Here is a 21,918-nt window from a genome sequence, read left to right on the forward strand (position 1 = left end):
AATGTCTTTGATTTTCTATTTTCTTAAGCATTCTCGTATAAAGGGAGAATTTTTGATAAATATTTTTTTACATTATGATAACGGTTAACCATATTAAACCAAGGTACTTCTCCCTGACTTTCTTTATATTGACACCATGCCATAAAATACCAGCCGCTTATGGCTATATAGGCCTTAAAATGTCTTTCTTCTTTAGCAGTTGGTTTTCTGTTAAAATACTCCCAAAGAAGGGTATTTACCTGACTTTCAGTAAAATCTTCATAGGAAACCATGCAGCCAAAATCATAAGCAGGATCACTGTTTTTGGAAAATTCCCAATCAATCAGATATAATCTTTTGTTTTCTCCATCATCACTTATCATGAAATTTCCTGCATGCATATCACTGTGGCTTAAAACAGTTTCATAATTATCTTTTTGTGTATATTCAAAAAGTTTATGAACCTGATTTCTTACTTCATCAAACCTTCCTAAGATATCTCCTCTTTTTTCAGCTGCCAGTGTAAATAATCTGTCAGCTTCTGCTAAAACATCAAAATCATATTTATTTTTCAATCCTGAGTCATGAAGCGTTCTTAGTTTTTCAAACATCAATCTTCTATGTTCTTTGTTTTTATATTCAAAAGGAACTATGTTTTCTACAAATTTAGAAATTTTTATCCCTGTCTCATCTATGTAAAGTGCAGTATCATCAAGGCCTAATTTTTCAGCGATTTTCTGGGAAATAATCTCACTTTTTCTATCTACTACAGCTCTTGAAGAAAGCCCTGGCTGTCTATAGATATATTTATTTCCCCTTACTTCAAAGGAAAAAGATGAATTAGAATTTCCTGCCGTAACCAACTGCACATTTTTTATATCCTCTGCCTTGCAATTTAGCACTTCCTCTATTTTTCGATATGTATTTTTATTAATTTCTTCCAGGAAAAAGTTATTTTCCAGATAGTCATTATCATTGCTTTTTATTATTTTTTCCGTAAAATTAAGATTTATTGCATGTTTTATTACATAATCCCTAATTTCATTAAAATATATTCCAGAATTTATATTTCCTGATTCCAAAATATTTTTTAACAATTTTGAGGAATAATCACTTATAAAAATAAGATCCCTAAAACCTGTATTTTCATCATTTACATAGTAAGATATTTTTCTTTTTTCTATAAAAGGATTATTTTCAAAATATTCATTACTGCTTACTACATAAGCATCAGAAAGATTTTTTGAAATACAATAAAGACTATACATGCCTCTTAAATCCCTTCTTTGATTATCCACAAGTTCTATATCATATTTTTCTTCCAGATAAAAATAAAGTTCTTTTCTATAGGCAACCTCCACATATATTTCATTTATACCGGCTTCTTTTGCCTGCTTAATAAGTCTTTCTATTTTTACTTCATTATTAATTGTTCTAAGTCCCAAAGGGTTCATCCCGACTTTTGGTTCTGCCTCTGTTCCTGTTTCAGTTATGATATATAATTTATACATTTATTCCACCTGCCTCTAATTTCTTTCTATAAAACCATTTCCTTTATTTTTTTATATACTCCCCCTTTGATTGCCGGTTCAAATATTCCTTTTGCTGCATCTTTTACAAAGCTTTCAGAATTTTCTGCAGCAAAGCTGTATTTAACCTGCTTAAACATACCTATATCATTTCCTCCATCTCCAAATGCCATCATTTCATCAGGCGTAAGGTTATATATTTGGGATAATTTTTTTATGGCAAGTCCTTTATCTGCTTCTTTATTCATTGCCGGAAGCCAGGTTTTTCCACCCTGACATATATTTACCTTGTCTTTCCATTTTGGAATAAGTTTTTTGGCAATATCTAAAACTCCTTCCTGGCAATAAAGGGAAATTTTTAATATTTCTGCATCTTCTTCTAATTCATCAAAACTATCAATAGCGTGATATTGATAATTCATTTTATTTCCCACAATATCCCTGAATTCATCCGTAGGTCTCTCTATAAATACCCCCTTACCGGTAGATACCAAAAAATCTGTTCCCTTCCAGCTTTTTTCACTGTTTTTATATTTTCTATAATCATTTATTATTCCCCTTGCATAATTCATAGGGATGGTCTTTTTCTTAAAAGCCTTTCCGGGAACATACATCTCTGCCCCGTTTTCGCAAATGTAAACGATATCATCTTTTACATTTTTAAAAGTCTTTCTTACTCCCTCATACTGACGGCCTGTAGCCGCCACAAATATAATCCCCTTTTTTTTTAACTGTAGTATCATGTCTTCTATTTCAGGAGTGATATAAGCTGTTGCATTTGGAAGTAATGTATCATCTATATCTGTTGCTATTAATTTAATCATGGTAGGCCTCGCATAATGACGCTTTGTAATTTCCATCTATCCAATATTCTTTTTTCAAACCGGTGCAGCTTCCAATGCCGTCAGATTGTTCATTTTTAAAATATATGCAATTTCTGCATTTTGGAATCTGCTCAAATTTTTCGCAAACATCCCCATCAGTTTTTATTAACTGTCCACTAAGCCTGCATATGCCTTTATCCACATCTATTGCTGCAAAATTTTCGCAGTCACTGTGATTTATTATCCAATTTCCCATTTTTAGCTAACCCCCTCATAGTCTGTTCTTGCGATTACTTCATCTTGAATAGGTTTACTAAGTTCACACCAGTATTGAGTAAATCCAGAAACTCTAACCAGTAAATCTCTATATTCTTCCGGATGAGCCTGAGCATCTCTTAAGCAGTTACTGTCCACAACATTGTATTGGATATGCTGTCCGCCTTTTCTTAAATAACTTCTTGTAAGGGATAACATTTTCTTGCTTCCTGTAAGTCCTGCTACTGCTGTAGGATGAAGTTTTATATTTAGCTGAGAGCTTTGTGAATTTGAATGATCCCATACAGTTGCTGAAGTAAATATTGCATAAGGTCCGTTTTTATCTGTTCCCGGATAAGCAGACATTGATGCATCCGAATAGGTTGTTCCTGAAAGTCTACCGTCAGCACTGGCAATAGTGATAGCTCCATGAGGTCCATGATGTCCCGTAACAAATTGTCCTGGGAAAAATTTTTCTCCATACAAGGACTCAAATGATGTTACCTTTTCACACATCCAGTCTTCATATTCTTTCAAAATCTCATCAACATATTTGTTGGCATTTCCGTATTTTTCCGCTTCCAGACAAGCTTGATGAATATCATCATATTTAGAGATATTTTCTTTTTTCTTTTGCTCATTTATAGAAAAATTGCCTGTCTTTTCCGCTTCTATATATCCAAAATTATTAAGAAGGGCATCTTTTAATTCTTCTAAAGTATATTTTTTTGTGTCATATACTATTTTTTTAATAGCGGCTAAGGAATTTACCATTGTGATCGTTCCTGAACCTATAACCATAAGAGTTGAATTATAGCGATATCCCTTTTGTCCGTTATGAAGTCCTTTTTTTAAGCAATCAGGCTTCATAAATGAATTAATAATGGACATATTATTTTTTCTTGTAATATCCATCTGGAAATTGCTGTGTTTTAATATGGTTGTAATTGTCTGTGTATAATAATTTTTAAACTGTTCAAATAACTCTTCATAGCTGTCAAGAGGTGAGTTGTGAGCTTCATATATTCTGTCACCTGTTCTGGCATCAATTCCGTTAAATAATACTGCTTCTAATATTTTAGGAAGGGCAATGGCTAAAGCACCGCCTAAAGTTGTAAGGCCTGCGCCTCCTGGTATTTCATATTTTTTTCCGTTTAAATCAATTTCATTAAAGCATCCCGGTGCCACTGCAAGACAACCTCCTATGGCTGCTGCTCTGGCATCTTTTACCGTCATTCCCTCACTTCCAAACTGTTTTAGCAGTATTTGCTGGGAGTTTTGATTATTTATCCATGCCGGGTATCCAACTCCTGATTTGTTACACTCTATGCACTTAAGCAAGAAATCTTCCGGGAGTTTTTCATCATATAAACATGTAAGAGTAGGCTGTGGTGTGGCACATCTTATTCCTGCTTCCAATATAAGATACTCTAGTCTGTTGGTTGCCTGGGTGCCATCTTTTTTTAATCCTCCAAGGGAAAGATTGTTATAGGTATTTCCTGAATTTGCGCCACCTACCAGATTTTCTGAAGCAAATATGTCCACACAGGTAAGTTTTACCCTGTGCATTTCAAATAATTCAATAACTTCCTCTTCAGTTATTATTCCTTTTTCTATATCTTGCTCAAACCATGGATATAAAATCTGTCCCATTCTTCCGGGAGATACTCCACAGATTGGATCTTCATTAAGAGCTGCTATATGTAAAGTATGAAACAGCTGCAATGCCTGTCGAAAAGTTTCTGGCTTTTTGTAAGCGATGTGATTTAGAATATCTGCCACTTCCTGATAGTTTTTCTTATTTTTTTTATTTTTTTCTTTATCAGCTAACTTCTTTGCAAGTTTTGCATAATTTAATATCCAATTTTGAATTCCTTCTAATACGGAAAGTACAGCCTGATAATAATAAAAGCGATCCATACCGCTTACTCCGTCTCCTCCGCAAAGACCTGCGACTTCGTCTTTTCTTTTGGAAATAAGTTCCATGAGATTTTTTAATCCATATTGCAATGGATAATATAAATTCATAGTCTCACGACCTTGAACGAAGGTATATCCGGCATCATCAAATGAAATTCTGGCATCCATCAGTTTTCTTTTAAAATCATAATCATAAAGAGCTGTCTGATTGTCTTTAATAATATCTTCTACTGATCTTCCTACCCAGCTTTTTGTTATTTTATCCATAGCGGTTTTTTCTTCTTTTCTTAATCCGAATTTGCCAGCTATTGAAAGAACATTATCAAAATCTTTTGTTACATTTCCACCACCGGTTGCCATAACATTTTTTCCACCACTGGCTGCCTTTTTTTCCTGATTATCAAGTAAAAATCTTAAGGAAACCCACTGCATAGGAAATGAACCTCTATAGTAGTATGCTTTTTGCATAACTAACTTTTCTCCAGGATAGATATTAGGTGTCAAATGTGAAAATGCTGCCTTTAAAGCCTCTCCACGTCTTATGGTAAGTACATTTCCATCTAATTCATCCCATCTTCTTGTATACCAATATGAAAACTCTGTATCTATGGAAGAAAGTGCACTATAATATAAATCAAGTAATTTCTTTACTTCCGGATCAGTTTCATTTTTTATTTCTCTTTGAACATAATCTATTTTTTTCTCCTTAACTATTTCCATAACAAATACGTCCTTTCTAAATAGCTCTTTCCATTGATTTTTCAGTATAGTAAATTATTAACAGCCTTCCGTAAACAGAGTAATTATTAAATATTTTACCAACTAAAAAATTTTGAATTTTTTCACGGTAATTTGCATTTTTTATGCAAAAATGCATACCCCATAAAAGGATATGCATTTTTATATTAGTATTGCGAGAAATAAATTTATTTATTATTTTCCTTCATAGTAAGGATTGTACTCGTTAGTATAAAGCTTCTCTATTGGAACCTCTTTATCAACAAGACCAAAATGATCAACATAATATAACCAAAGTTTTGCATCTTCTTCATCGCATAATGCATGTACCGGATAAGCAGGCGCATAGGCATCTGCCAAAGATTCATCTGCTCCTAGAGCTTTTGCTGTATCAAGACCTGCTTGTGTTGGATTTTCATTACCAAAATCGCAAGCATCTGCCAAAGCCTTAACATAGGCTGTTACAATATCCGGATGTTCTTTTTCAAAGTCAGTATTAACAAGCTGCTGCGGCCATCCTGCTTCCTCTCCTACTACATCAGTAAGCTGTGAAAATGCCTCTACTTCGCCATTTGATAACATTTGATCTGTATATGGATTAATGCAATATATTGCATCTACCTGTCCTGATACTAAAGCTGCCTCCATTTTTTCGTAGGAAAGTATCTTAACTTTATAATCTTTTAATTTAAATTTTTCTATGGTAGCAAGCCAATAAGTCTCTGTTTCTGATGGTACTGCCACTGTTTTTCCATTTAAATCTTCTATTTTTTTTATTTCATCATTGCCCTTTTTCTTTAAATATTTCATCATAGGCTTTTCTTTTGTAGTAGCCCATCCTGCTGCAACAGCCTTAATTGGATAACCCTTTGAAATACCTATAGCAAGAGTTGAAGCATGCTGGCAAGCAAAGTGGAAATTTCCTGAAGCAAGATTAACTACAATGTCATTAATATTATTTAAATATCCCGTGAAATTAACTTTTAATCCATATTTTTCAAAAAATCCCTCTGCATCAGCTACATATACAGGATCTGCCCAAGGTACTGTTGGAAAGTCAAATTCATATAATCCATCTTCATTTAGTTCACTTTCATCAATACTTGTAAAGCCATATTTTTCTAACGCTACCTTCTTGGTGTTTTTTTCGCCGCTTGCTTCTTTTGTAGAAGTATTGGCATTTTTATCATTACCACCTTTTGATAAATCGCCACAAGCTGCTAAAGTTCCCAGTGCCAAAGTTGCAATTAAAATTGCAGAAATAATTTTTTTCGTAGTTTTAAATTTAGTCATTTTTTCTCCTTTTCTCCTAATTTTTTTGAAGTTAATTTTTATTTATATTAAGGGTTATTTCCCATTATTTTTAAAAAACAGCATCGTTTGGTATTTCATTTGGATTTCCATAAAGTTTTCTGATTTTTTTCTCCAATTCGTCAAATTCCTTTAAAGTTACTATATCCTCTATCTTTCTTTCCTCAGGAAATTTCACATCAATAATTGCCTTTACACTTCCCGGGCCGCCTGTCATAACCACAATTTTGTCTGATAAAAGTACTGCTTCTCTTACATCATGGGTAACAAAAAGTATGGTAGGTTTCTCACTTCTTGAAAGATATAATAGTTCATTTTGCATTACTTCTCTGGTTCTTGGATCAAGAGCCGCAAAAGGTTCATCCATAATAAGTAACTTAGGTTTATATGACATGGCTCTTGCTATACTTACTCTTTGTTTCATTCCTCCTGATAAAGAATCAGGATATTTATTTTCATATCCCCCAAGTCCTACCTTTCTAATATATTTTTTTGCAATTTCTCTTCTTTCTTTTTGGGGAATCTGCCTGATTTCTAAACCAAATTCTATATTTTCAAGAACTGTTCTCCAGGGAAAAAGTGCATATCCCTGTTGAACAATACCCAGATCTTTTCCCGGACCTGTAACCCTATTTCCATCTATTTTTACTTCTCCTTTAGTTGGTCTTAGCATTCCTGATATAATATCTAGCAATGTGGATTTACCGCAGCCGCTAGGGCCTACTATTGTAACTATCTCTCCTTCATTAACTGTAAAATTTACATCTTTAATAGCATCTAAACTTTCTTGGGTTTTTTTATCTTCTTTATATGAATAAGACACATTGTCTATTACTACTTTCTCATTTGACATTTTTTCACCTACTTTTCGTTATTAAATTTCCATGCAAAGACTCTTTTTTCAACTGTATTTAAAATAGCTGTAAAAGCGAGCCCCAAAAGTGCGATTATTATAATTGATGCATACATTTTTGACATTTCAAATATCTGTTGGGAATATGAAATTAAATATCCCAAACCTGCTGTAGCTCCTAACATTTCCCCTGCGCAAAGCATTAATATTGAATTAGATACGCTTAATTTAATTCCCGGATAAATCTCTGGAAGGGCATTTGGTATAACTACACTAAAAAGTACTGTTTTCTTAGATGCTCCCATTGTTCTTGCAGCTTTTATTAATGCTTTATCTGAATGGGATACACCTGATATGGTATTCATAAACATAGGCCAAAGGCAGCCCCAAAATACAATTCCTATTTTTGATACTTCACCTATTCCAAATACGATGATAAAAAATGGAAACAGGGCAATAGGTGAAACATTTCCAAATAAGGTAAGAAGGGGAGATAAAAATTCTCTTATCTTTTCATTCCATCCAATGGCAGTTCCCAGAGGAATACCTATTACCAGGGCCAGGCTAAATCCTAAAACAGCCCTGTATAAGCTCCATCCCAAATGCCTAAATATTTCTAATGAAACAATCATATCTTTTAGTGCCACTATGGCATCACTAAAAGGAGGAATCATATTTTTATTAAGTATCCCAAGCCTTGGACACAACTCCCATATAACTAAAAAAATAATAATGGGGATTAAATTTCTAAAAATTCTGGCTACTTGTTTTCTCTCTTTTAATTCTTTTTCCATAAATTTCTTTCTCCTACCTTTTCGTTTTTCAATTGGTTGAGGCATATCTTATCTGTTGCATGTTTTTTTGTAAATAAAGTTATTTTTAAATTTTTTTACATGGATATAATTTAAAAAATAATCGCAGGTTATATTTTTAAATTTTTTTAACTGTTTTTCTTTTCTTTAAGGTTTTATTATTTCTCTAGTGTTTAGAAAAATTATTGAAAAGGAGATTTCATTATGAGCGAGAATTTATTTATTGGAACAGATATTGGCGGAAGCGCTGTAAAAGCTATAGTATTTAATGAAACCGGAGATATTGTAACTAGTGGTCATGCAGCATTTAGACCAAGCTCACCCCAATATGGATGGGAAGAAAAAGATATGAACGAGGTATGGAATGCATTAAAATCCATTCTCAAAGATATTAGTAAAAATTTAAAAGACAGAGTAAAAAATATTCGTGCCATAGGAGTTACGGCTGCCGGCTTTGGTGCATGGTTTATAGATAAAGATGGTAATCCTGTAAGGCCTGCAGTTGCGTATCAGGATATAAGAGCTGTAGATATTGTAAGAAAATGGGAAGAAGATAAAACTTCAGAATTATTCTTTAATGTTACAGGTTCTGCCCTTACAAGCGGTATGACTGTTGCCTATGTAAAATGGTTTGCAGAAAATGACCCTTTGGTATTAAAAAAAGCTTCTTATGTTTTAGATGCCCAAGGATGGCTTCATTTTAAACTAACAGGCATTGCTTCCACTGACGAATCAGGAGCTACCATACTTGCTGCAGATCTTGAAAATTTTGAATATAATGATGAATTATTAAAGGCTTTGGGGCTTTTTGAATACAAATATCTTTTCCCACCGGTAAAAACTGCTTTTTCACCAACAGGACCTATTCTTTCTGATTTGGCAAAAGAAATCGGCTTCCCGGAAACAGTTTTAGTGGTAAATGCCCCTACAGATATGAATACCTGCATGGTAGGTTCCGGAATTTTAGATGAGGGAGATGTATATTCAAATGGGGGAACTGCCCATGGAAATAATTTTATTACCAAAGAAAAAGAAATCGAAAAGACTGTTAACTCTCAAATTGTCCCTATAGATTTTCCTGATCGTAAATATGTTCATGCCACATTTCCTTATTATGGCGCCGTAAATCAGGATTGGTTTATTGATGAATTTCTTTCTGAAGAAAAGAAAAATCTAAAAAAAGATGATATTTCGGTGTATGAACATATTGCTAAAAAAGTAAAAGACATACCTGCCGGTTCAAATGGTATTATTTTCCATCCTTTTAAAGACGGATTTGGGGATTTGCTTCCATATATCAATAAAAATGAAAGTACTTTTTTCCTTGGACTTACTCCTTTCCATACAAAATATGATCTTTTAAATGCGATTTATGAAGGAGATGCCCTTGCTTCAAGAAGAATTTTAGAAAAGGTAAAGGTTAAGCCAAAAAATATTATTTTATCAGGTGGGCTTTCTGCCAGTGAAAAATGGTGCCAAATTTATGCAGATATGTTTGGAGTGCCTGCCAAAGTATCCGCCGGTGAAGAGGCCACTCCATTAGGAGCAGTAATCCATGCTGCATATGCCATAGGCTTTTTTGACAGCTTAAGAGATGCTATGAATAACATGGTAAAATATTCCAAAATCTATACACCAAACAAGAAAAATCATGAATTTTATAATAAATTATATAGAATATATGAAAAGCTTTATGACAATCTTGAGCAAAGCTGGAATGACCTAAAAAAACTTGCTTAAAATGCCTCCAAATATTTTTATATCAACTTACTTTTATAAAAAGACGCACTTACTATTTTCGTTAAATAGCTATAAAGTGCGTCTTTGTTTTTATTTTACTTTTATTGTAACATTGGCTGTTTTCTCAGCAGGTTTATATTTATTATTTCCAAAAGCCTTAACTTTAACTTTAATAATATAAGCTCCTTTTGCCACGCCTTTTTTGACGGTGATTTTACCGGTTTTTTGATTTACAATAAAATACTTTTCATATTTCTTTTTATTCACATTAACTTTATTATATATAACAATACCTTTAGCATTGCTAAGAGATATAGCTTTATTTCTAGCAATTACCTGTGATTTTTTCTTAAGAATATTACCTCTTAACGTAACAGTCTTTCCTTTAACCTTAATGGTATTAGAAGCTCTATTAACTTTACATATTTTTATTTCTTGTGCAGGCTTTTTCGTATTTAATAAGTCATAGAAGGTTTCTACACGAATATAATTCATGCTGCCAGGTACGCTAGAAAGACTGATAGTACAGTTTCTAGGGCTAGAGCATATTGTATTTCCCACAAACTTAACTTTAGAAGACTTATAAGAAGAATCATATTTTTGTTTTTTCTTATCCTTTTTTCCGGTGTTTGCCCCAAAGGCCATACCACCATTTGCTTTACTTAGGATTTTATATTTTGTATTACTTAAATCAAACTCTGCTTTGTTACAAAGAATTCCGTATGTTTCTTTTTTATCATAGGATGACACATTGACATTTATATCAGAATTTTTTATGGAAATATTTCCTTCACTTGCCAATGCACGAACTATTCCTTTATTATGCATATTACAGGTAATCCTGCTTCCTTTTTGCATAATCATATTTCCTAAAAGATAAATACCATTAGAATCTGTCACATTCTTTGAATTTAAACGAATAGTAATATCGCTGTTATCAAGGACAATTGAGCCTTGTTCTCCTGAATCTAAAATACCAAAATAATTATGGGCATAATCTTTTTTTCCCGCTACAGTTTTAAAATCAATTAAGATACTGCTGTTTTCGGCTTCGATTGCTCCGGATTCAGAAAAAATAATCCCACCAAAGGCACCAAGTTCTGAATTATAAGGAATAAATTGATTTGAATCTGCCTGACAGTGGATATTAATCTTAGCCCCTGTCATAGTTAATAAACCATATAAAAACATAGCTGCCTTATTAGTATCTCCAACCGATACATGAGGTGCCTTGGTTTCGATATCAATGACAGAACCCTTTCTGGCAAATATCTGTCCCTGACTTTCAATTCCCGTGCCGTTAACTTTAAATTTAAGATGGCGACCTGGCTCCACATAAAGATTATGACAAACAATACCATCGCAAAAATGATCTTTATAAGCTGTAATGGCTGCATCTGTATTAAATTCCACATCAGCTTCAGTGTAGATTACATCTGTTCCTCCTGAAAGATTAAGCTTTCCGTTTCCATCAAATCTAATTAAAGGAACCTCTGCCTCTTCATCATCTGAATATAAATATGTCCCAAAGGTAATACCGCTGGAATTTATAGATTCATCAAAGTAGCTATTTTTGATGGTACAATCACCATCTAAATGGATATTGTACTCATTGACATTACCATTTTGACGGCAAAGCATTAATCCTAAAGACTGTGTAAGGGTAGAATCAAAAACTGAATTTGGCGTTTCGATTTTAACATCTTTTAATGTAATATCCGAACCACTTTCATTAAAGGTAACTATCCCACTGCCAAATATAGTTTTTGAGATATCAAAAGTCTCTCCAGGAAGTACAGCATAGTCGCCAACATATAATACAGTTTTATCTTCCTGTGGATTTACTATCTTAATGGTTGCAGGTTCAGAAACAGTCTCTACACCGTTTTTTCCTTTAATAATACAGGTAAGCTTACCTTCCGGATCATCTTGCATAGTTGAAGGAATCACAAGGGTATCTGTGGATGCAGATGTTCCATCAAGCTTAAATACATGATATCCGTCAGTATATTCCCATCTGTAGGATTCTACGTTATCCGGATTTTCTACCTCCACATGAAATGTCGCCCCTTTAGGATAATTTACTTCCACAGATTCCGGCTGTTTTGTAATAACCGGCCCAGTGTCCTCCTCATTAGATGCTGCCCATACTGACCCGGTTTTCCATATAATTGCCGCTGCCACAATCAGTATTATTACCAGCTGTTTTAGATTGCGCATCTGTGTTTTTGACATAAAATTATAACCTCCCTTTTTGAATATTTATGTAATTGTACACGATTTTCAAACATTCATATCAACACTAACACAGATAGCAATATATAGAAACATAGTTGGTAATCTTTCCTTATTTCTAAGCAATTTTCCATGAAACTGCTTCTTTTCTTTCACTTACAAAGTTTTTATAAATACCTTCTTTTGCCATCAATTCATCATGAGTTCCCTTTTGGACTATCTTACCATCTGATACCACCAGAATCTGATTAGCATTTCTTACAGTTTTAAGTCTATGGGCAATCATAATTATGGTCTTATCTTTTGTTAGTTCTTCTATTGCCCTGGTAAGCTCTGCTTCATTTTCCGGATCTACATTGGCAGTTGCTTCATCAAGTATTATTATAGGTGCATTTTTCATAATAGCTCTTGCTATGGAGATACGCTGTTTTTCACCCCCAGATAAAGAAGCTCCCCCCTCACCGATTTTGGTATCATATCCTTCAGGAAGACTCATAATAAAATCGTGACATCTTGCCTTTTTAGCCGCTTTTATAACCTTGTCCATAGAAGCTTCAGGCTCACCAAAACGGATATTGTTGGCAATAGTATCTTCAAAAAGATACACTCTTTGGAATACAAAGCTGAAATTTTTCATAAGAGAATCAAAACTGTATTCCTTAACATTTTTGCCTCCTAAAAAAACCTCTCCCGATCCAACATCCCAAAATCTTGCCATAAGATTAGTAAGGGTGGTCTTTCCACCGCCGGAAGGTCCTACGATTGCAGTGGTAGTTTTCTCTGGAATCTTAAGGGAAACATTGTCGATAATGGTTTTATCCTCATAGGCAAAAGAAACATTTTTAAGTTCAATATCCATTTTAGAAGGGGTAATGTCTTCTCCGTCTATGTCCATAGGAGTTAGGGAAAGAACATCATTAGCCTTATCCACAATAATATTTACATTTCTCATAAGGGCAGAAAATCCTCCCATCATATCAAGACTTTCATAAATCATAAATGAAGATATAGTCATGATAATGGTATATAAAAGAGGCATTGACCCTGTAAAATAAAAATATATAGATAAAAGGCACATTATTACTCCTGTAAGTTTCGTAGAAAGTCCTTGTAAAAACATGTAAGGAATTACCGTAAATTCCATTTTGGTGTCAGCTGCCTGTTTTTCCTTTATTGTGCTTTCAAGTTTTTTTGCGGACTTTTGTGTAAGATTAAAATTTTTTACTTCCGCAATTCCTTGAATATATTCAATAACGGCACTAACAAGATTCTCTCCTGCTTTTGCGGTTCTAGGGGCAACGGGAATGGTTGCTTTTTGCATTAAGGTATTAAAAAACGAAAAAATAAGTATTCCTGCCAATAAAATAAGAGCAATACGAATATCAAAAAAAGCAAGAAATACGAAAATAACTGCTGTAGTTATTATTCCCTGACTTGTAATCATTACTACTAAAGTGGCCACATCAGCAAACTGTTCCATGGTATTGGTAGTGATATTTGTAATTTGTCCCAGACTATTTGTGTTAAAAAAGCCCATAGGAAGATATCTTAAGTGTTCCGCTATCTCTATACGTTTTCCGGAACAAGTGTTATATCCTGCTTCAGTTTGAAGCATGGTTGTTTTTAACCCCACCAATACCTGCCCTATTATGGAAAGACACATTATACCAAAGGATGTCCATATGGCATTTCTTGTCATGTTATTATCAAGTATCCCCTGAATAATAACTGCTATTGCCGGGATTTTAAGCATTGCAAACATGGCCTTAAGAACACCTAAAACCATTGCCGAAAGGAGTTTTTTTCTATTTTCCTTATTAGCAAATTCAAAATACATTTTTAAAGTACGAAACATTATGCCACCTCCAAATCTTTTGAAGTAATATGTGCTTCCCACATTTGTTTGTATAAAGGCGATTTTTTAAGAAGTTCATCCTGGCTTCCGAAAGCTTCTATATTACCCTTATTAACCACAAAAATACAATCTGCCAAAGAAATGGTAGATAATCTGTGAGCTATGACTATAAGAGTCTTTCCGGTAATGAGTTTTGCTACGCTTCGTTGTACCAAAGCTTCATTTTCAGGGTCTGTATAGGCTGTAGCTTCATCAAGAATTACAATAGGAGCATTTTTTAGCATGGCTCTTGCAATGCTGATTCTTTGTCGTTCTCCCCCGGATAAGTGTCCTCCGGCTCCGCCTGCTATAGTGTCATAACCTTTTTCTAATTTCATGATAAAATCATGGCATCCACAGGCTTTAGCGGCATTAATAACATCTTCATCTAAAGCATCCGGATTACCCATTCTAATATTTTCCATTACTGTTTCATCAAACAGATAATTATCTTGTGACACATAAGCAATATTTTTGTTGTAATCAGCAAGAGGGATATCCTTTATATCCACGCCACCATAGGTAATCCTTCCTTTATCCGGATCCCAAAAGGATGCAATAAGCTTTGCTATGGTAGATTTACCGGAACCTGAAGGACCTACAAGGGCATTAACGCTTCCTTCTTTTATGGTAAGATTTATTCCGTGAAGTACCTCCTTTTTGCTGTATCCAAAATGAACATCCTTAAACTCTATGGAATTTCCCACCGGCTTTTTCTTTAAAGTCTTAGGACGGATCAATTCTCTTTTTTCTAAGATCGATGTAACTTCTGCTATGATAGAACCGGTTTTTTTTAGATTATCCATATGTCCTGCCACCACCATAAAAGGAGATACTAATCCTAAAGTAAGTATTATAAGAAGCATGGCATCCGTACCATCCACCTTCCCTGACATATAAAAAACTCCTACAAAAGGAAGAAGGGTCAAAAGCTGTGCCGGCAAAAGAGTTAGAGCCATATTTTGCCATAAATTACATCTTCTCATCCACTCAATAAAACAATCAGCCCCTTCTTTTGCCGCCATGGTAAATTTTTCATAAGAAGATCTGGTCTTTCCAAAAGCTTTTATTACCTCGATACCGTTTATATACTCAATGGCAGTATCATTAAGGGCTTTGGTTTTTACTATGGTATTATTAAAACTTTCTTCTAATCCCACCATCATAAGACTGTAAAAAATCATTCCCAAAGGAACACTTATAAGAGACAGCAAAGTAAGTTTCCAGTTAATAGTAAACATGATAACAAGGATTCCTATGGGTACCACTGCATTAGAAATCATCTCCGGAATGATATGAGCAAGAGTTGTTTCTATGGAATCTACCCTTTCAACAATTATATTTTTATAAGATCCTGAAGAATCTTCTAATACATCTCCTAAAGGCATAAGGCTTAATTTTTTTGTAAGTTTTCTTCTTATTTGTGCAAGCACTCCAAAGGTGGCTTTGTGAGACAAGGTTGTGGATATGCTGTGAAAAATTTTATTAATTAACCAGCAAAGGGAAATAATCCCGCACTGCAACAGGTAAAAATTCATATCCTTTTCTCCTTCCACAAGACCTCTTACAATCTTTGCCACATAAAAGTAAGGTACAAAACCTGCCAAAACGCTAATGGAAGCAAATATAATGCTTAGAATGTAAGAGCCTTTATACATCCCGGCAAATTCAAGTACCCAGCTAAATGTAGATTTTTTTTTGCTACTATCCATATTTTTTTCTCTCCTTTCTTTTTATGGTTAGTTTTAACTAACTTAAGTTTATTTTAAAACCCCGCCTAACACGAGGTTTAATGGAACTAAAGTCCAAAATAAGCGCTCCATGCCGGAGCATAAAATAAAGATACCGTCTTTGCAAAATGAATAGCTTCCTCTTTTGAAAATCCATGTATAACTGTCTGAAAGAGAGCTTCAATATAGGATGTCACAAGAAGGTGAAATTCTTTTATATTAAATTCTTTAACAAAAATACCCCTCTTTTTTATCTCCTCTATATATTGAAGTGTTACTTTCTCCTCAAGACTTGCTATATCATGCTTGAAATTCTCATATACTGACCCCTTAGACTTACAAATTATCAATTCAAACTCCTGTAAATGGTCATAAATATATTCCATAGTTCTTACAACCCCATTTTTTGAGTTACTGATATCAGCTTTTCCCATATCAAAAAGATCATCAAAGTATTCTTTTTCAATCTCATGATATAAATTCATTAATCCGTCTACAGCAGGCTTTACCAAAGATGAAAACATTTCTTCCTTACTTGGAAAATGCTTATAAAGACCTGATGGGCTCATGTTAGATGCTGCTGCTATTCGCCGCATGGATGCGTCTTCAAATCCGTATTTAATAAATTCATCAAAGGCAGCTTCTATGATTTTTTCGTGGTTTTCACTCTTATCTCTTGGCATATTATCTCCTATACAAATGATAACAAAGGCAAAAGCGAACACTGTACGCTAATCTTTTTTTATTAGAATACACTGTTCGCTTAAATTTGTCAAGGAATAAACTTTATGAAATTTGCTATAGTATCCCTAGGTGTTTAAAAGGTCTTACACACTTATGATGCCTGTAATGAAACCATATGGGCATATGTACCATTATCTCTCTAGCGAATACTAAACCAGCTGTGATTCTTTTAAAAAAGAAAGATAATGGTCTAAACCATTTTTTATTTTTTTGCTATCACCGTAATCCACGGCTTATCTTTGTGATGATCAGACTTAACTTTTGAAAAACCTGCACTTTTAAGTGCTTCTTCAATTTCATCGATTGTATGGCATTTCATGCCGTCGATGATTTTTTCATATTTAAGACTTGTTTCATCCATGCCGTCAGATTCATTAACAATCATAAATACCGCACCGGGTTTTAGGACTTTAGCAACTTGAAAAAAGCATTTTTCAAGTCCCGGCCAAAAATATATAGTTTCAAAAGCTGTAGCAAGATCAAACTTTTCTTTTGGAAGTGCAAGGGAAGATACATCACCTTTTTGTACATTACAGCGTCCGCTTTTTATCGCCTGAGCATTATATTCAGTAGCTATTCCCACAGAAACTTCCGAATAATCAATGGCAGTAACTTTTGCATCCGGATACTTTTTTAACAGCTCCCCTGCATTTCTTCCTCCACCACATCCTAATTCAACTATTTCCCGGGGCTTAATAGACATTAGATGAGACATGCCCCAGTCAGCCATTTTCCCATGACCGCCGTTCATTCCATTTACCATCATTTTTCCCAGAAATCCCTCAGGCTTTCTAGTCTGACTTACAAAATTTTTAAAAATACCCATTAATCAATTCCTCCCTTTGATATTAGTATTAACATTGCATAGTTGTCTACACTAACCACAAGATAAACAAAACCGCGCTCTGTTTGGCTACAAAATAAACATATTTTAAATCCACTATTTGTATAACTATGATATTTAAGACACACAATACAAAATTCCTGTTGTTTCATAACTGGTTTTTAAGACATGACATTATTACTACATAAAATCTGACGAATCTTTTTCATGGTTAGTTTTTTCTAACTATATGCTTATTATAATTAATTTTTCACAAACTATCAATATAATTATTTTTTTATACTCAAAAAAGCTTATATGATTTATCATAAGCTTAAAAAAAAGGAGGATACTCCTCTTTATTAAAGAGCTTCCTCCTATAATTAATCTTATGCCAGATTATAAATTTCATCGCAACAGCAATCTATGAATTCTTCATCATGTGTAACTACAATTATTATTTTCCCCTTATTTGCAAGTTTTTTTAAAAAGTCTGCACATAGACGCATATTTTTATAATCAAGTCCACTGGTAGGTTCATCAAAAAGAATAATTTCTTTATTCATCATAAGACTTACAGCTATGGCAAGTCTTTGTTTTTGCCCTCCGGAGAGTGTGTTGGGATGATAATCTTTAAATTCTAAAAGATTTAACTCTTTAAGAACCTTTCCGGCTTTATCCTTACTATCCCCTTTAGTTCCCAGAATACATTCATTAAGTACAGAATCTGCAAAAAGCTGATAATTTACATCCTGCATTACCATAAAGGCTTTCTTTTTAAGTTCTTTGGGGGATATTTCTTTTCCATTTAGTATAATATTTCCGTCACTTCTTTTAATAAAGCCACAAACCGTTCGAAGCAAAGTGCTTTTTCCAACACCATTTCTACCTGTCACACAGCATATTTTTCCTTTATAAAAATCATGATTTAGATTATTTAAAACTCTTTTTTTCCCATAACCAATTGAAAGTTTTTTTAAAGATAATGTTTTATCATCTGTAATCTCTCTGCATTTTTTAACATCCTTTTTTGTAGCTTTAAAATATTGATTAGTCCTTAGCCCCATTTGATTTAAAGCCTCTACACTCATAGATCTGAAAGTATCGCCATCAATTTCTTTTTCAATTCTTCCATCCTTTAAATAAATGACTCTGTCTACTAATTGTGCAAGATAATATAAGCGATGTTCTGCTATAACTACCGTTTTTCCTTGTGATTTTATCTTTTCCAGACATTTTTTTAATGCCTCAATACCTAAAGTATCAAGATTTGCAGAGGGCTCATCTATTAGATAAAGTTCCGGAGCAGATGCATATACACTGGCAAATGCAATTTTTTGTTTTTCACCACCGGATAATTTAAATATATCTTTCGCTCTTAGATTTCCTAATTCAAGTTCTTTTGTAACCTTGTCAAAGACTTCATTAATCTTTTTTGTAGGCATTCCTGCATTCTCAAGACCAAAAGTAATTTCACTATCAGTATCAACATTAAAAAATTGCGTTCTGGGATTTTGAAAGACACTCCCCACTAAAAAAGCAAGTTCATAGCTTTTATAATCTCTTATCTCACAACCGTCCAAAAACACATTACCTTCAATTTTTCCCCCATAAAAACCGGGAATAAGTCCGTTAAGTATTCTTGTAACAGTTGTCTTGCCACAACCGGATGAGCCTGCTAAAAGCACGAACTCTCCTTGTGAGATTTTTAAATTTATATCCTTAAGTGCTCCTGCTTCTCTATTGGGATAGGAAAAACTTACATTTCTAAAATCTATATTCATACATATCCTCCAGCATAAAACATTACTATACCTGCAAATGTGAATAAAAATAAAAACAATATTACACCATCTGTCATCCTAAACCTTATATCAAGTCTGCTTGTTCTCATTTTAGGATTTTCTACTCCCCTTGTAATAGCACTGGCAGAAAGTTCATCAGCAGTTTTAGATGCTGTTACCAGAATAGGCAAATATAAAGCCTCTATTACAACTAAAGGATTTTTTAAAAAATATACCGGAGAAAGACTTATTCCTCTAAGAGCCATGGCATCACTTATATGCCCCCAATCCTCCTTTAATGTAGGAAAATATCTAAACATAATGGCTAGAGGAATCACTATAGAGCGTGGAACATTCCATTTTGCCATTGCTGCCATAAATTCGCTGATTTTAGTAGTTCCTATTACAATCCCCGCAAGCATGCAACATGGATAACATTTAAACACCAGCCCAAGCCATACCAATAAACTTGTATGGGCTGTACCACTAATTTCAGGAAGAATATAAATGGCTACAAACCATAAAATTCCAAACAAAAGTGTAGCTTTTAGGGTTTTTCCTACTCTTCCAAGAAGTATGCCAAGGAAAGTTGTAATGAGAATCCATATGCAGGTACTAATTCCAGTTGGTATTAGCATACTAAAGGCAACTGTAATAATAATTAGTATCAATTTAGTTCTTGGATCTATTGTAATCATGCGGCTATACCGGCTTTTATAAATTGTTTTCTCATAAGTCGAAGCCCCAATAAGCCACTAAGAGCCGCTACCACAAGGGTTCCTACCACCATGGTAATCATTATAGACGGTGAAGCAGTTTCACTCATTTTTTGAATATATTCCTCCTGGGTACCTTTTTTTAGCATAAATGATATCCATGATTCACGATTAAAAAAGAATACAAAATATGTGCCCATAGGCCCAATGCAATAAACAAGATATGCAATCAGATTAAAAACAGGGCTTTCAAATTTTTTGATACCGGCAATAACAGCAGCAATAATACAACAAATTAAGAATCCAAAATTCATTCCCCAATGCATTCCCGTAAGCGTTCCAAGAATACACTCAACTGCACCAATTATGGCAAGTGCCCCCTGCTTTGGCACCTTAGCAATAAATAACATAAATATCGGTCCTGCCAATATGGCTGATCCTATTGGAAAATAAAATGTCAGTGTAGGAACTGTTGCAAATGGGCCACCACCTAGCATGGCTGCCATAAGAAACAGCAGGGCAAAAACACCTGTAATTATTAAATCTTTTGCATTTAGTCTCTTTTTATCATTGTTCATTTAAAACTCCAACCTTTCTTATAAATTATTTTGTTAGACATAACTAACTTAACTCTTAATAAATTTACAAGCAATATTCATTCCATAAAATCGTCCGATTTTTACTTTTATATGTCCGTATCGAATTATTTAATCATAAGCTGTAAAAATATAACATAATGTTGTTGATTTATCCTTCAGTAAAGCGGACATTCTTAAATCCGCTTCGCTACTTCCTCATGAACTCAAGTTAATTAGTGAAATTATTTAAGGTACTAAATGTATGATTTTAAGAAAAAACATTAGATTGGAATAAAAATGAACAACAAGAAATAGGAATATTATAAAGATTTATGGAAGTATACTGGATACCGGCAGTGATATGCACATATCAAACCGGTGTCCCAACCTCTATAAGATTACCATCAAGATCGTAAAAGCGTACGACCTTCTGTCCCCAGCTATGGGTCATCAGTCGATTAACATATTTCACATCAGGATAATATTTTTCAAGTTTTTCTACAAATCCTTCAATATCTGCTTCCTCAAAGTATAATTCACAAGAATTGTTTTCTGAAATAATTTCTTTCCCCAAAAACTCTTTCCAATATTTTTCCTCCTGCAGTACCAATCCTTCTGTCAGAATCATATTTCCATCATTATCAAGAATCATCTCAAGGCCAAACAAATCATGGTAAAACTTTCTGGATTTCTCAATATCTTTAACAACTATCAATACATTCTTTAGCTTCATATTAATTATCCTTTCTGCCAATATTTTTTTGTTAATAATAAGTAATCTACCCCACATGTATATAGCGATTGTCAAAAACTGCTTATTGGTTTGAAGCTTAAAGCAGTTTTTCTCGGGTCTGTTTAGTAGGTACATAATAACACAAATTACGGCAGGATGAACAGGATAAAGTTGGAGCGTAATAGTATTAACATGGACTGGCTTATCCTTAACTGTTGCCTGATATGATTTCTGTTCATCAAACCAAAGATTTGCCTCCACCCTCCTTCAGATTCCACCTCACGATGAACACCCATAGGCTTTAAGTTTCCCACTACCAGAGCACTTTACTGACTTACACCGATTAGATTACTCCCATGCTGGGCGAACTAAAAAATCGCACCGAAACTTAAATTTCGATGCGATAATTTGTTTACTTAACAGTATTTCTTATTTTTTAATTTTAACGGTTTTTGCCTGTCCCTTATTTTTCATAAGTTTTGTATAGCTTTTTACCTTGTTTTTAGGTACTTTTATTACTGCTTTTTTATAAATTCCCTTGAAGGCTTTTGCTCCCACTTTCTTAAGTGAAGATGTTTTAAGGGTGATGGTTTTTAATTTTGAATCTCCATAAAATGCATTTTTTCCGATTACTTGGACATTCTTTCCTACTACTAAGGATGTAGCTTTCTTTTGGGATTTGAAAGCATTATTTCCGATAGCTGTTACTTTGAATTTTAC

At 33.8% G+C, this 21,918-nt stretch carries 18 protein-coding genes; 1 reads left to right on the forward strand and 17 read right to left on the reverse strand.

The features are described from left to right. Window positions 1-23 precede the first annotated feature (23 nt). The 7 genes from BM153_RS11535 to BM153_RS11565 all read right to left on the reverse strand — a co-directional run bounded on the left by BM153_RS11535 (window position 24) and on the right by BM153_RS11565 (window position 8,203). Window positions 24-1,490 carry a phosphotransferase gene (locus tag BM153_RS11535; RefSeq protein WP_092874048.1) on the reverse strand — a complete coding sequence of 489 codons (1,467 nt, stop codon included), beginning with the start codon at window positions 1,488-1,490 and terminating at the stop codon, window positions 24-26. A gap of 26 nt (window positions 1,491-1,516) precedes the next feature. After that, window positions 1,517-2,332, reverse strand: a complete 816-nt coding sequence (locus tag BM153_RS11540) for a Cof-type HAD-IIB family hydrolase (protein ID WP_177205663.1) — start codon at window positions 2,330-2,332, stop codon at window positions 1,517-1,519. Beyond that, window positions 2,325-2,588, reverse strand: coding sequence for a 4-hydroxyphenylacetate decarboxylase small subunit (hpdC, locus tag BM153_RS11545; protein ID WP_092874054.1), 264 nt, complete (start codon window positions 2,586-2,588; stop codon window positions 2,325-2,327). Before hpdC ends, BM153_RS11540 begins: the two co-directional genes overlap by 8 nt. A 2-nt stretch (window positions 2,589-2,590) precedes the next feature. Further along, entirely contained in the window at window positions 2,591-5,227 is a 2,637-nt protein-coding gene (hpdB, locus tag BM153_RS11550; RefSeq protein ID WP_092874057.1) for a 4-hydroxyphenylacetate decarboxylase large subunit, read from the reverse strand. A 213-nt stretch (window positions 5,228-5,440) separates the two neighbouring features. Next, window positions 5,441-6,538 (reverse strand): ABC transporter substrate-binding protein, encoded by a 1,098-nt coding sequence (locus BM153_RS11555; RefSeq protein ID WP_092874060.1) that lies wholly within the window; start codon window positions 6,536-6,538, stop codon window positions 5,441-5,443. 70 nt (window positions 6,539-6,608) lie between these two features. Then, window positions 6,609-7,409, reverse strand: a complete 801-nt coding sequence (locus BM153_RS11560; protein WP_092874063.1) for an ABC transporter ATP-binding protein — start codon at window positions 7,407-7,409, stop codon at window positions 6,609-6,611. 8 nt (window positions 7,410-7,417) lie between these two features. Next, window positions 7,418-8,203, reverse strand: coding sequence for an ABC transporter permease (locus BM153_RS11565; RefSeq protein WP_177205664.1), 786 nt, complete (start codon window positions 8,201-8,203; stop codon window positions 7,418-7,420). 222 nt (window positions 8,204-8,425) lie between these two features. Here BM153_RS11565 and BM153_RS11570 point away from each other — a divergent pair, with 222 nt between their 5' ends. Beyond that, the gene (locus tag BM153_RS11570) at window positions 8,426-9,961 is read left to right on the forward strand and encodes an FGGY-family carbohydrate kinase (RefSeq protein ID WP_092874069.1); all 1,536 of its coding nucleotides are present in this window, start codon (window positions 8,426-8,428) and stop codon (window positions 9,959-9,961) included. Window positions 9,962-10,051: 90 nt separating this feature from the next. Here the strand turns inward: BM153_RS11570 and BM153_RS11575 are convergent, their stop codons facing one another. The 10 genes from BM153_RS11575 to BM153_RS11620 all read right to left on the reverse strand — a co-directional run. Further along, the gene (locus tag BM153_RS11575; RefSeq protein ID WP_092874072.1) at window positions 10,052-12,196 is read right to left on the reverse strand and encodes a hypothetical protein; all 2,145 of its coding nucleotides are present in this window, start codon (window positions 12,194-12,196) and stop codon (window positions 10,052-10,054) included. Window positions 12,197-12,314: 118 nt separating this feature from the next. Further along, window positions 12,315-14,051, reverse strand: a complete 1,737-nt coding sequence (locus BM153_RS11580; protein ID WP_092874075.1) for an ABC transporter ATP-binding protein — start codon at window positions 14,049-14,051, stop codon at window positions 12,315-12,317. Continuing rightward, window positions 14,051-15,802 (reverse strand): ABC transporter ATP-binding protein, encoded by a 1,752-nt coding sequence (locus BM153_RS11585; protein WP_092874078.1) that lies wholly within the window; start codon window positions 15,800-15,802, stop codon window positions 14,051-14,053. The genes BM153_RS11580 and BM153_RS11585 overlap by 1 nt, the downstream gene beginning before the upstream one ends. Before the next feature lie 86 nt (window positions 15,803-15,888). Continuing rightward, a complete protein-coding gene (locus BM153_RS11590) occupies window positions 15,889-16,503 on the reverse strand; it encodes a TetR/AcrR family transcriptional regulator (protein ID WP_092874081.1) in 615 nt (204 codons plus the stop codon). A gap of 263 nt (window positions 16,504-16,766) precedes the next feature. Then, window positions 16,767-17,390 (reverse strand): class I SAM-dependent DNA methyltransferase, encoded by a 624-nt coding sequence (locus tag BM153_RS11595; RefSeq protein ID WP_092874084.1) that lies wholly within the window; start codon window positions 17,388-17,390, stop codon window positions 16,767-16,769. A gap of 386 nt (window positions 17,391-17,776) precedes the next feature. Next, window positions 17,777-19,171 carry an ABC transporter ATP-binding protein gene (locus BM153_RS11600; RefSeq protein WP_092874088.1) on the reverse strand — a complete coding sequence of 465 codons (1,395 nt, stop codon included), beginning with the start codon at window positions 19,169-19,171 and terminating at the stop codon, window positions 17,777-17,779. After that, window positions 19,168-19,869 carry an energy-coupling factor transporter transmembrane component T gene (locus BM153_RS11605; RefSeq protein WP_092874091.1) on the reverse strand — a complete coding sequence of 234 codons (702 nt, stop codon included), beginning with the start codon at window positions 19,867-19,869 and terminating at the stop codon, window positions 19,168-19,170. Before BM153_RS11605 ends, BM153_RS11600 begins: the two co-directional genes overlap by 4 nt. After that, window positions 19,866-20,465, reverse strand: a complete 600-nt coding sequence (locus BM153_RS11610) for an MptD family putative ECF transporter S component (protein WP_092874094.1) — start codon at window positions 20,463-20,465, stop codon at window positions 19,866-19,868. Before BM153_RS11610 ends, BM153_RS11605 begins: the two co-directional genes overlap by 4 nt. A 370-nt stretch (window positions 20,466-20,835) precedes the next feature. Continuing rightward, window positions 20,836-21,198 (reverse strand): VOC family protein, encoded by a 363-nt coding sequence (locus BM153_RS14325; RefSeq protein WP_092874106.1) that lies wholly within the window; start codon window positions 21,196-21,198, stop codon window positions 20,836-20,838. A 429-nt stretch (window positions 21,199-21,627) separates the two neighbouring features. Next, a partial coding sequence (locus BM153_RS11620) for a leucine-rich repeat protein (protein WP_177205666.1) occupies window positions 21,628-21,918 on the reverse strand: 291 nt, incomplete at its 5' end.

It is taken from the genome of Acetitomaculum ruminis DSM 5522 (assembly GCF_900112085.1).
In the GTDB taxonomy this organism is placed as follows: domain Bacteria; phylum Bacillota; class Clostridia; order Lachnospirales; family Lachnospiraceae; genus Acetitomaculum; species Acetitomaculum ruminis.

What these genes read in the sequence shown, in the direction of transcription:
- BM153_RS11555 (WP_092874060.1), bottom strand. Translation starts at nt 6,538, where the DNA reads ATGACTAAATTTAAAACTACGAAAAAAATTATTTCTGCAATTTTAATT.
- BM153_RS11610 (WP_092874094.1), bottom strand. Translation starts at nt 20,465, where the DNA reads ATGAACAATGATAAAAAGAGACTAAATGCAAAAGATTTAATAATTACA.
- BM153_RS11535 (WP_092874048.1), bottom strand. Translation starts at nt 1,490, where the DNA reads ATGTATAAATTATATATCATAACTGAAACAGGAACAGAGGCAGAACCA.
- BM153_RS11560 (WP_092874063.1), bottom strand. Translation starts at nt 7,409, where the DNA reads ATGTCAAATGAGAAAGTAGTAATAGACAATGTGTCTTATTCATATAAA.
- BM153_RS11540 (WP_177205663.1), bottom strand. Translation starts at nt 2,332, where the DNA reads ATGATTAAATTAATAGCAACAGATATAGATGATACATTACTTCCAAAT.
- BM153_RS11605 (WP_092874091.1), bottom strand. Translation starts at nt 19,869, where the DNA reads ATGATTACAATAGATCCAAGAACTAAATTGATACTAATTATTATTACA.
- BM153_RS14325 (WP_092874106.1), bottom strand. Translation starts at nt 21,198, where the DNA reads ATGAAGCTAAAGAATGTATTGATAGTTGTTAAAGATATTGAGAAATCC.
- BM153_RS11590 (WP_092874081.1), bottom strand. Translation starts at nt 16,503, where the DNA reads ATGCCAAGAGATAAGAGTGAAAACCACGAAAAAATCATAGAAGCTGCC.
- BM153_RS11565 (WP_177205664.1), bottom strand. Translation starts at nt 8,203, where the DNA reads ATGGAAAAAGAATTAAAAGAGAGAAAACAAGTAGCCAGAATTTTTAGA.
- BM153_RS11595 (WP_092874084.1), bottom strand. Translation starts at nt 17,390, where the DNA reads ATGGGTATTTTTAAAAATTTTGTAAGTCAGACTAGAAAGCCTGAGGGA.
- BM153_RS11575 (WP_092874072.1), bottom strand. Translation starts at nt 12,196, where the DNA reads ATGTCAAAAACACAGATGCGCAATCTAAAACAGCTGGTAATAATACTG.
- hpdB (WP_092874057.1), bottom strand. Translation starts at nt 5,227, where the DNA reads ATGGAAATAGTTAAGGAGAAAAAAATAGATTATGTTCAAAGAGAAATA.
- BM153_RS11580 (WP_092874075.1), bottom strand. Translation starts at nt 14,051, where the DNA reads ATGTTTCGTACTTTAAAAATGTATTTTGAATTTGCTAATAAGGAAAAT.
- BM153_RS11570 (WP_092874069.1), top strand. Translation starts at nt 8,426, where the DNA reads ATGAGCGAGAATTTATTTATTGGAACAGATATTGGCGGAAGCGCTGTA.
- BM153_RS11600 (WP_092874088.1), bottom strand. Translation starts at nt 19,171, where the DNA reads ATGAATATAGATTTTAGAAATGTAAGTTTTTCCTATCCCAATAGAGAA.
- hpdC (WP_092874054.1), bottom strand. Translation starts at nt 2,588, where the DNA reads ATGGGAAATTGGATAATAAATCACAGTGACTGCGAAAATTTTGCAGCA.
- BM153_RS11585 (WP_092874078.1), bottom strand. Translation starts at nt 15,802, where the DNA reads ATGGATAGTAGCAAAAAAAAATCTACATTTAGCTGGGTACTTGAATTT.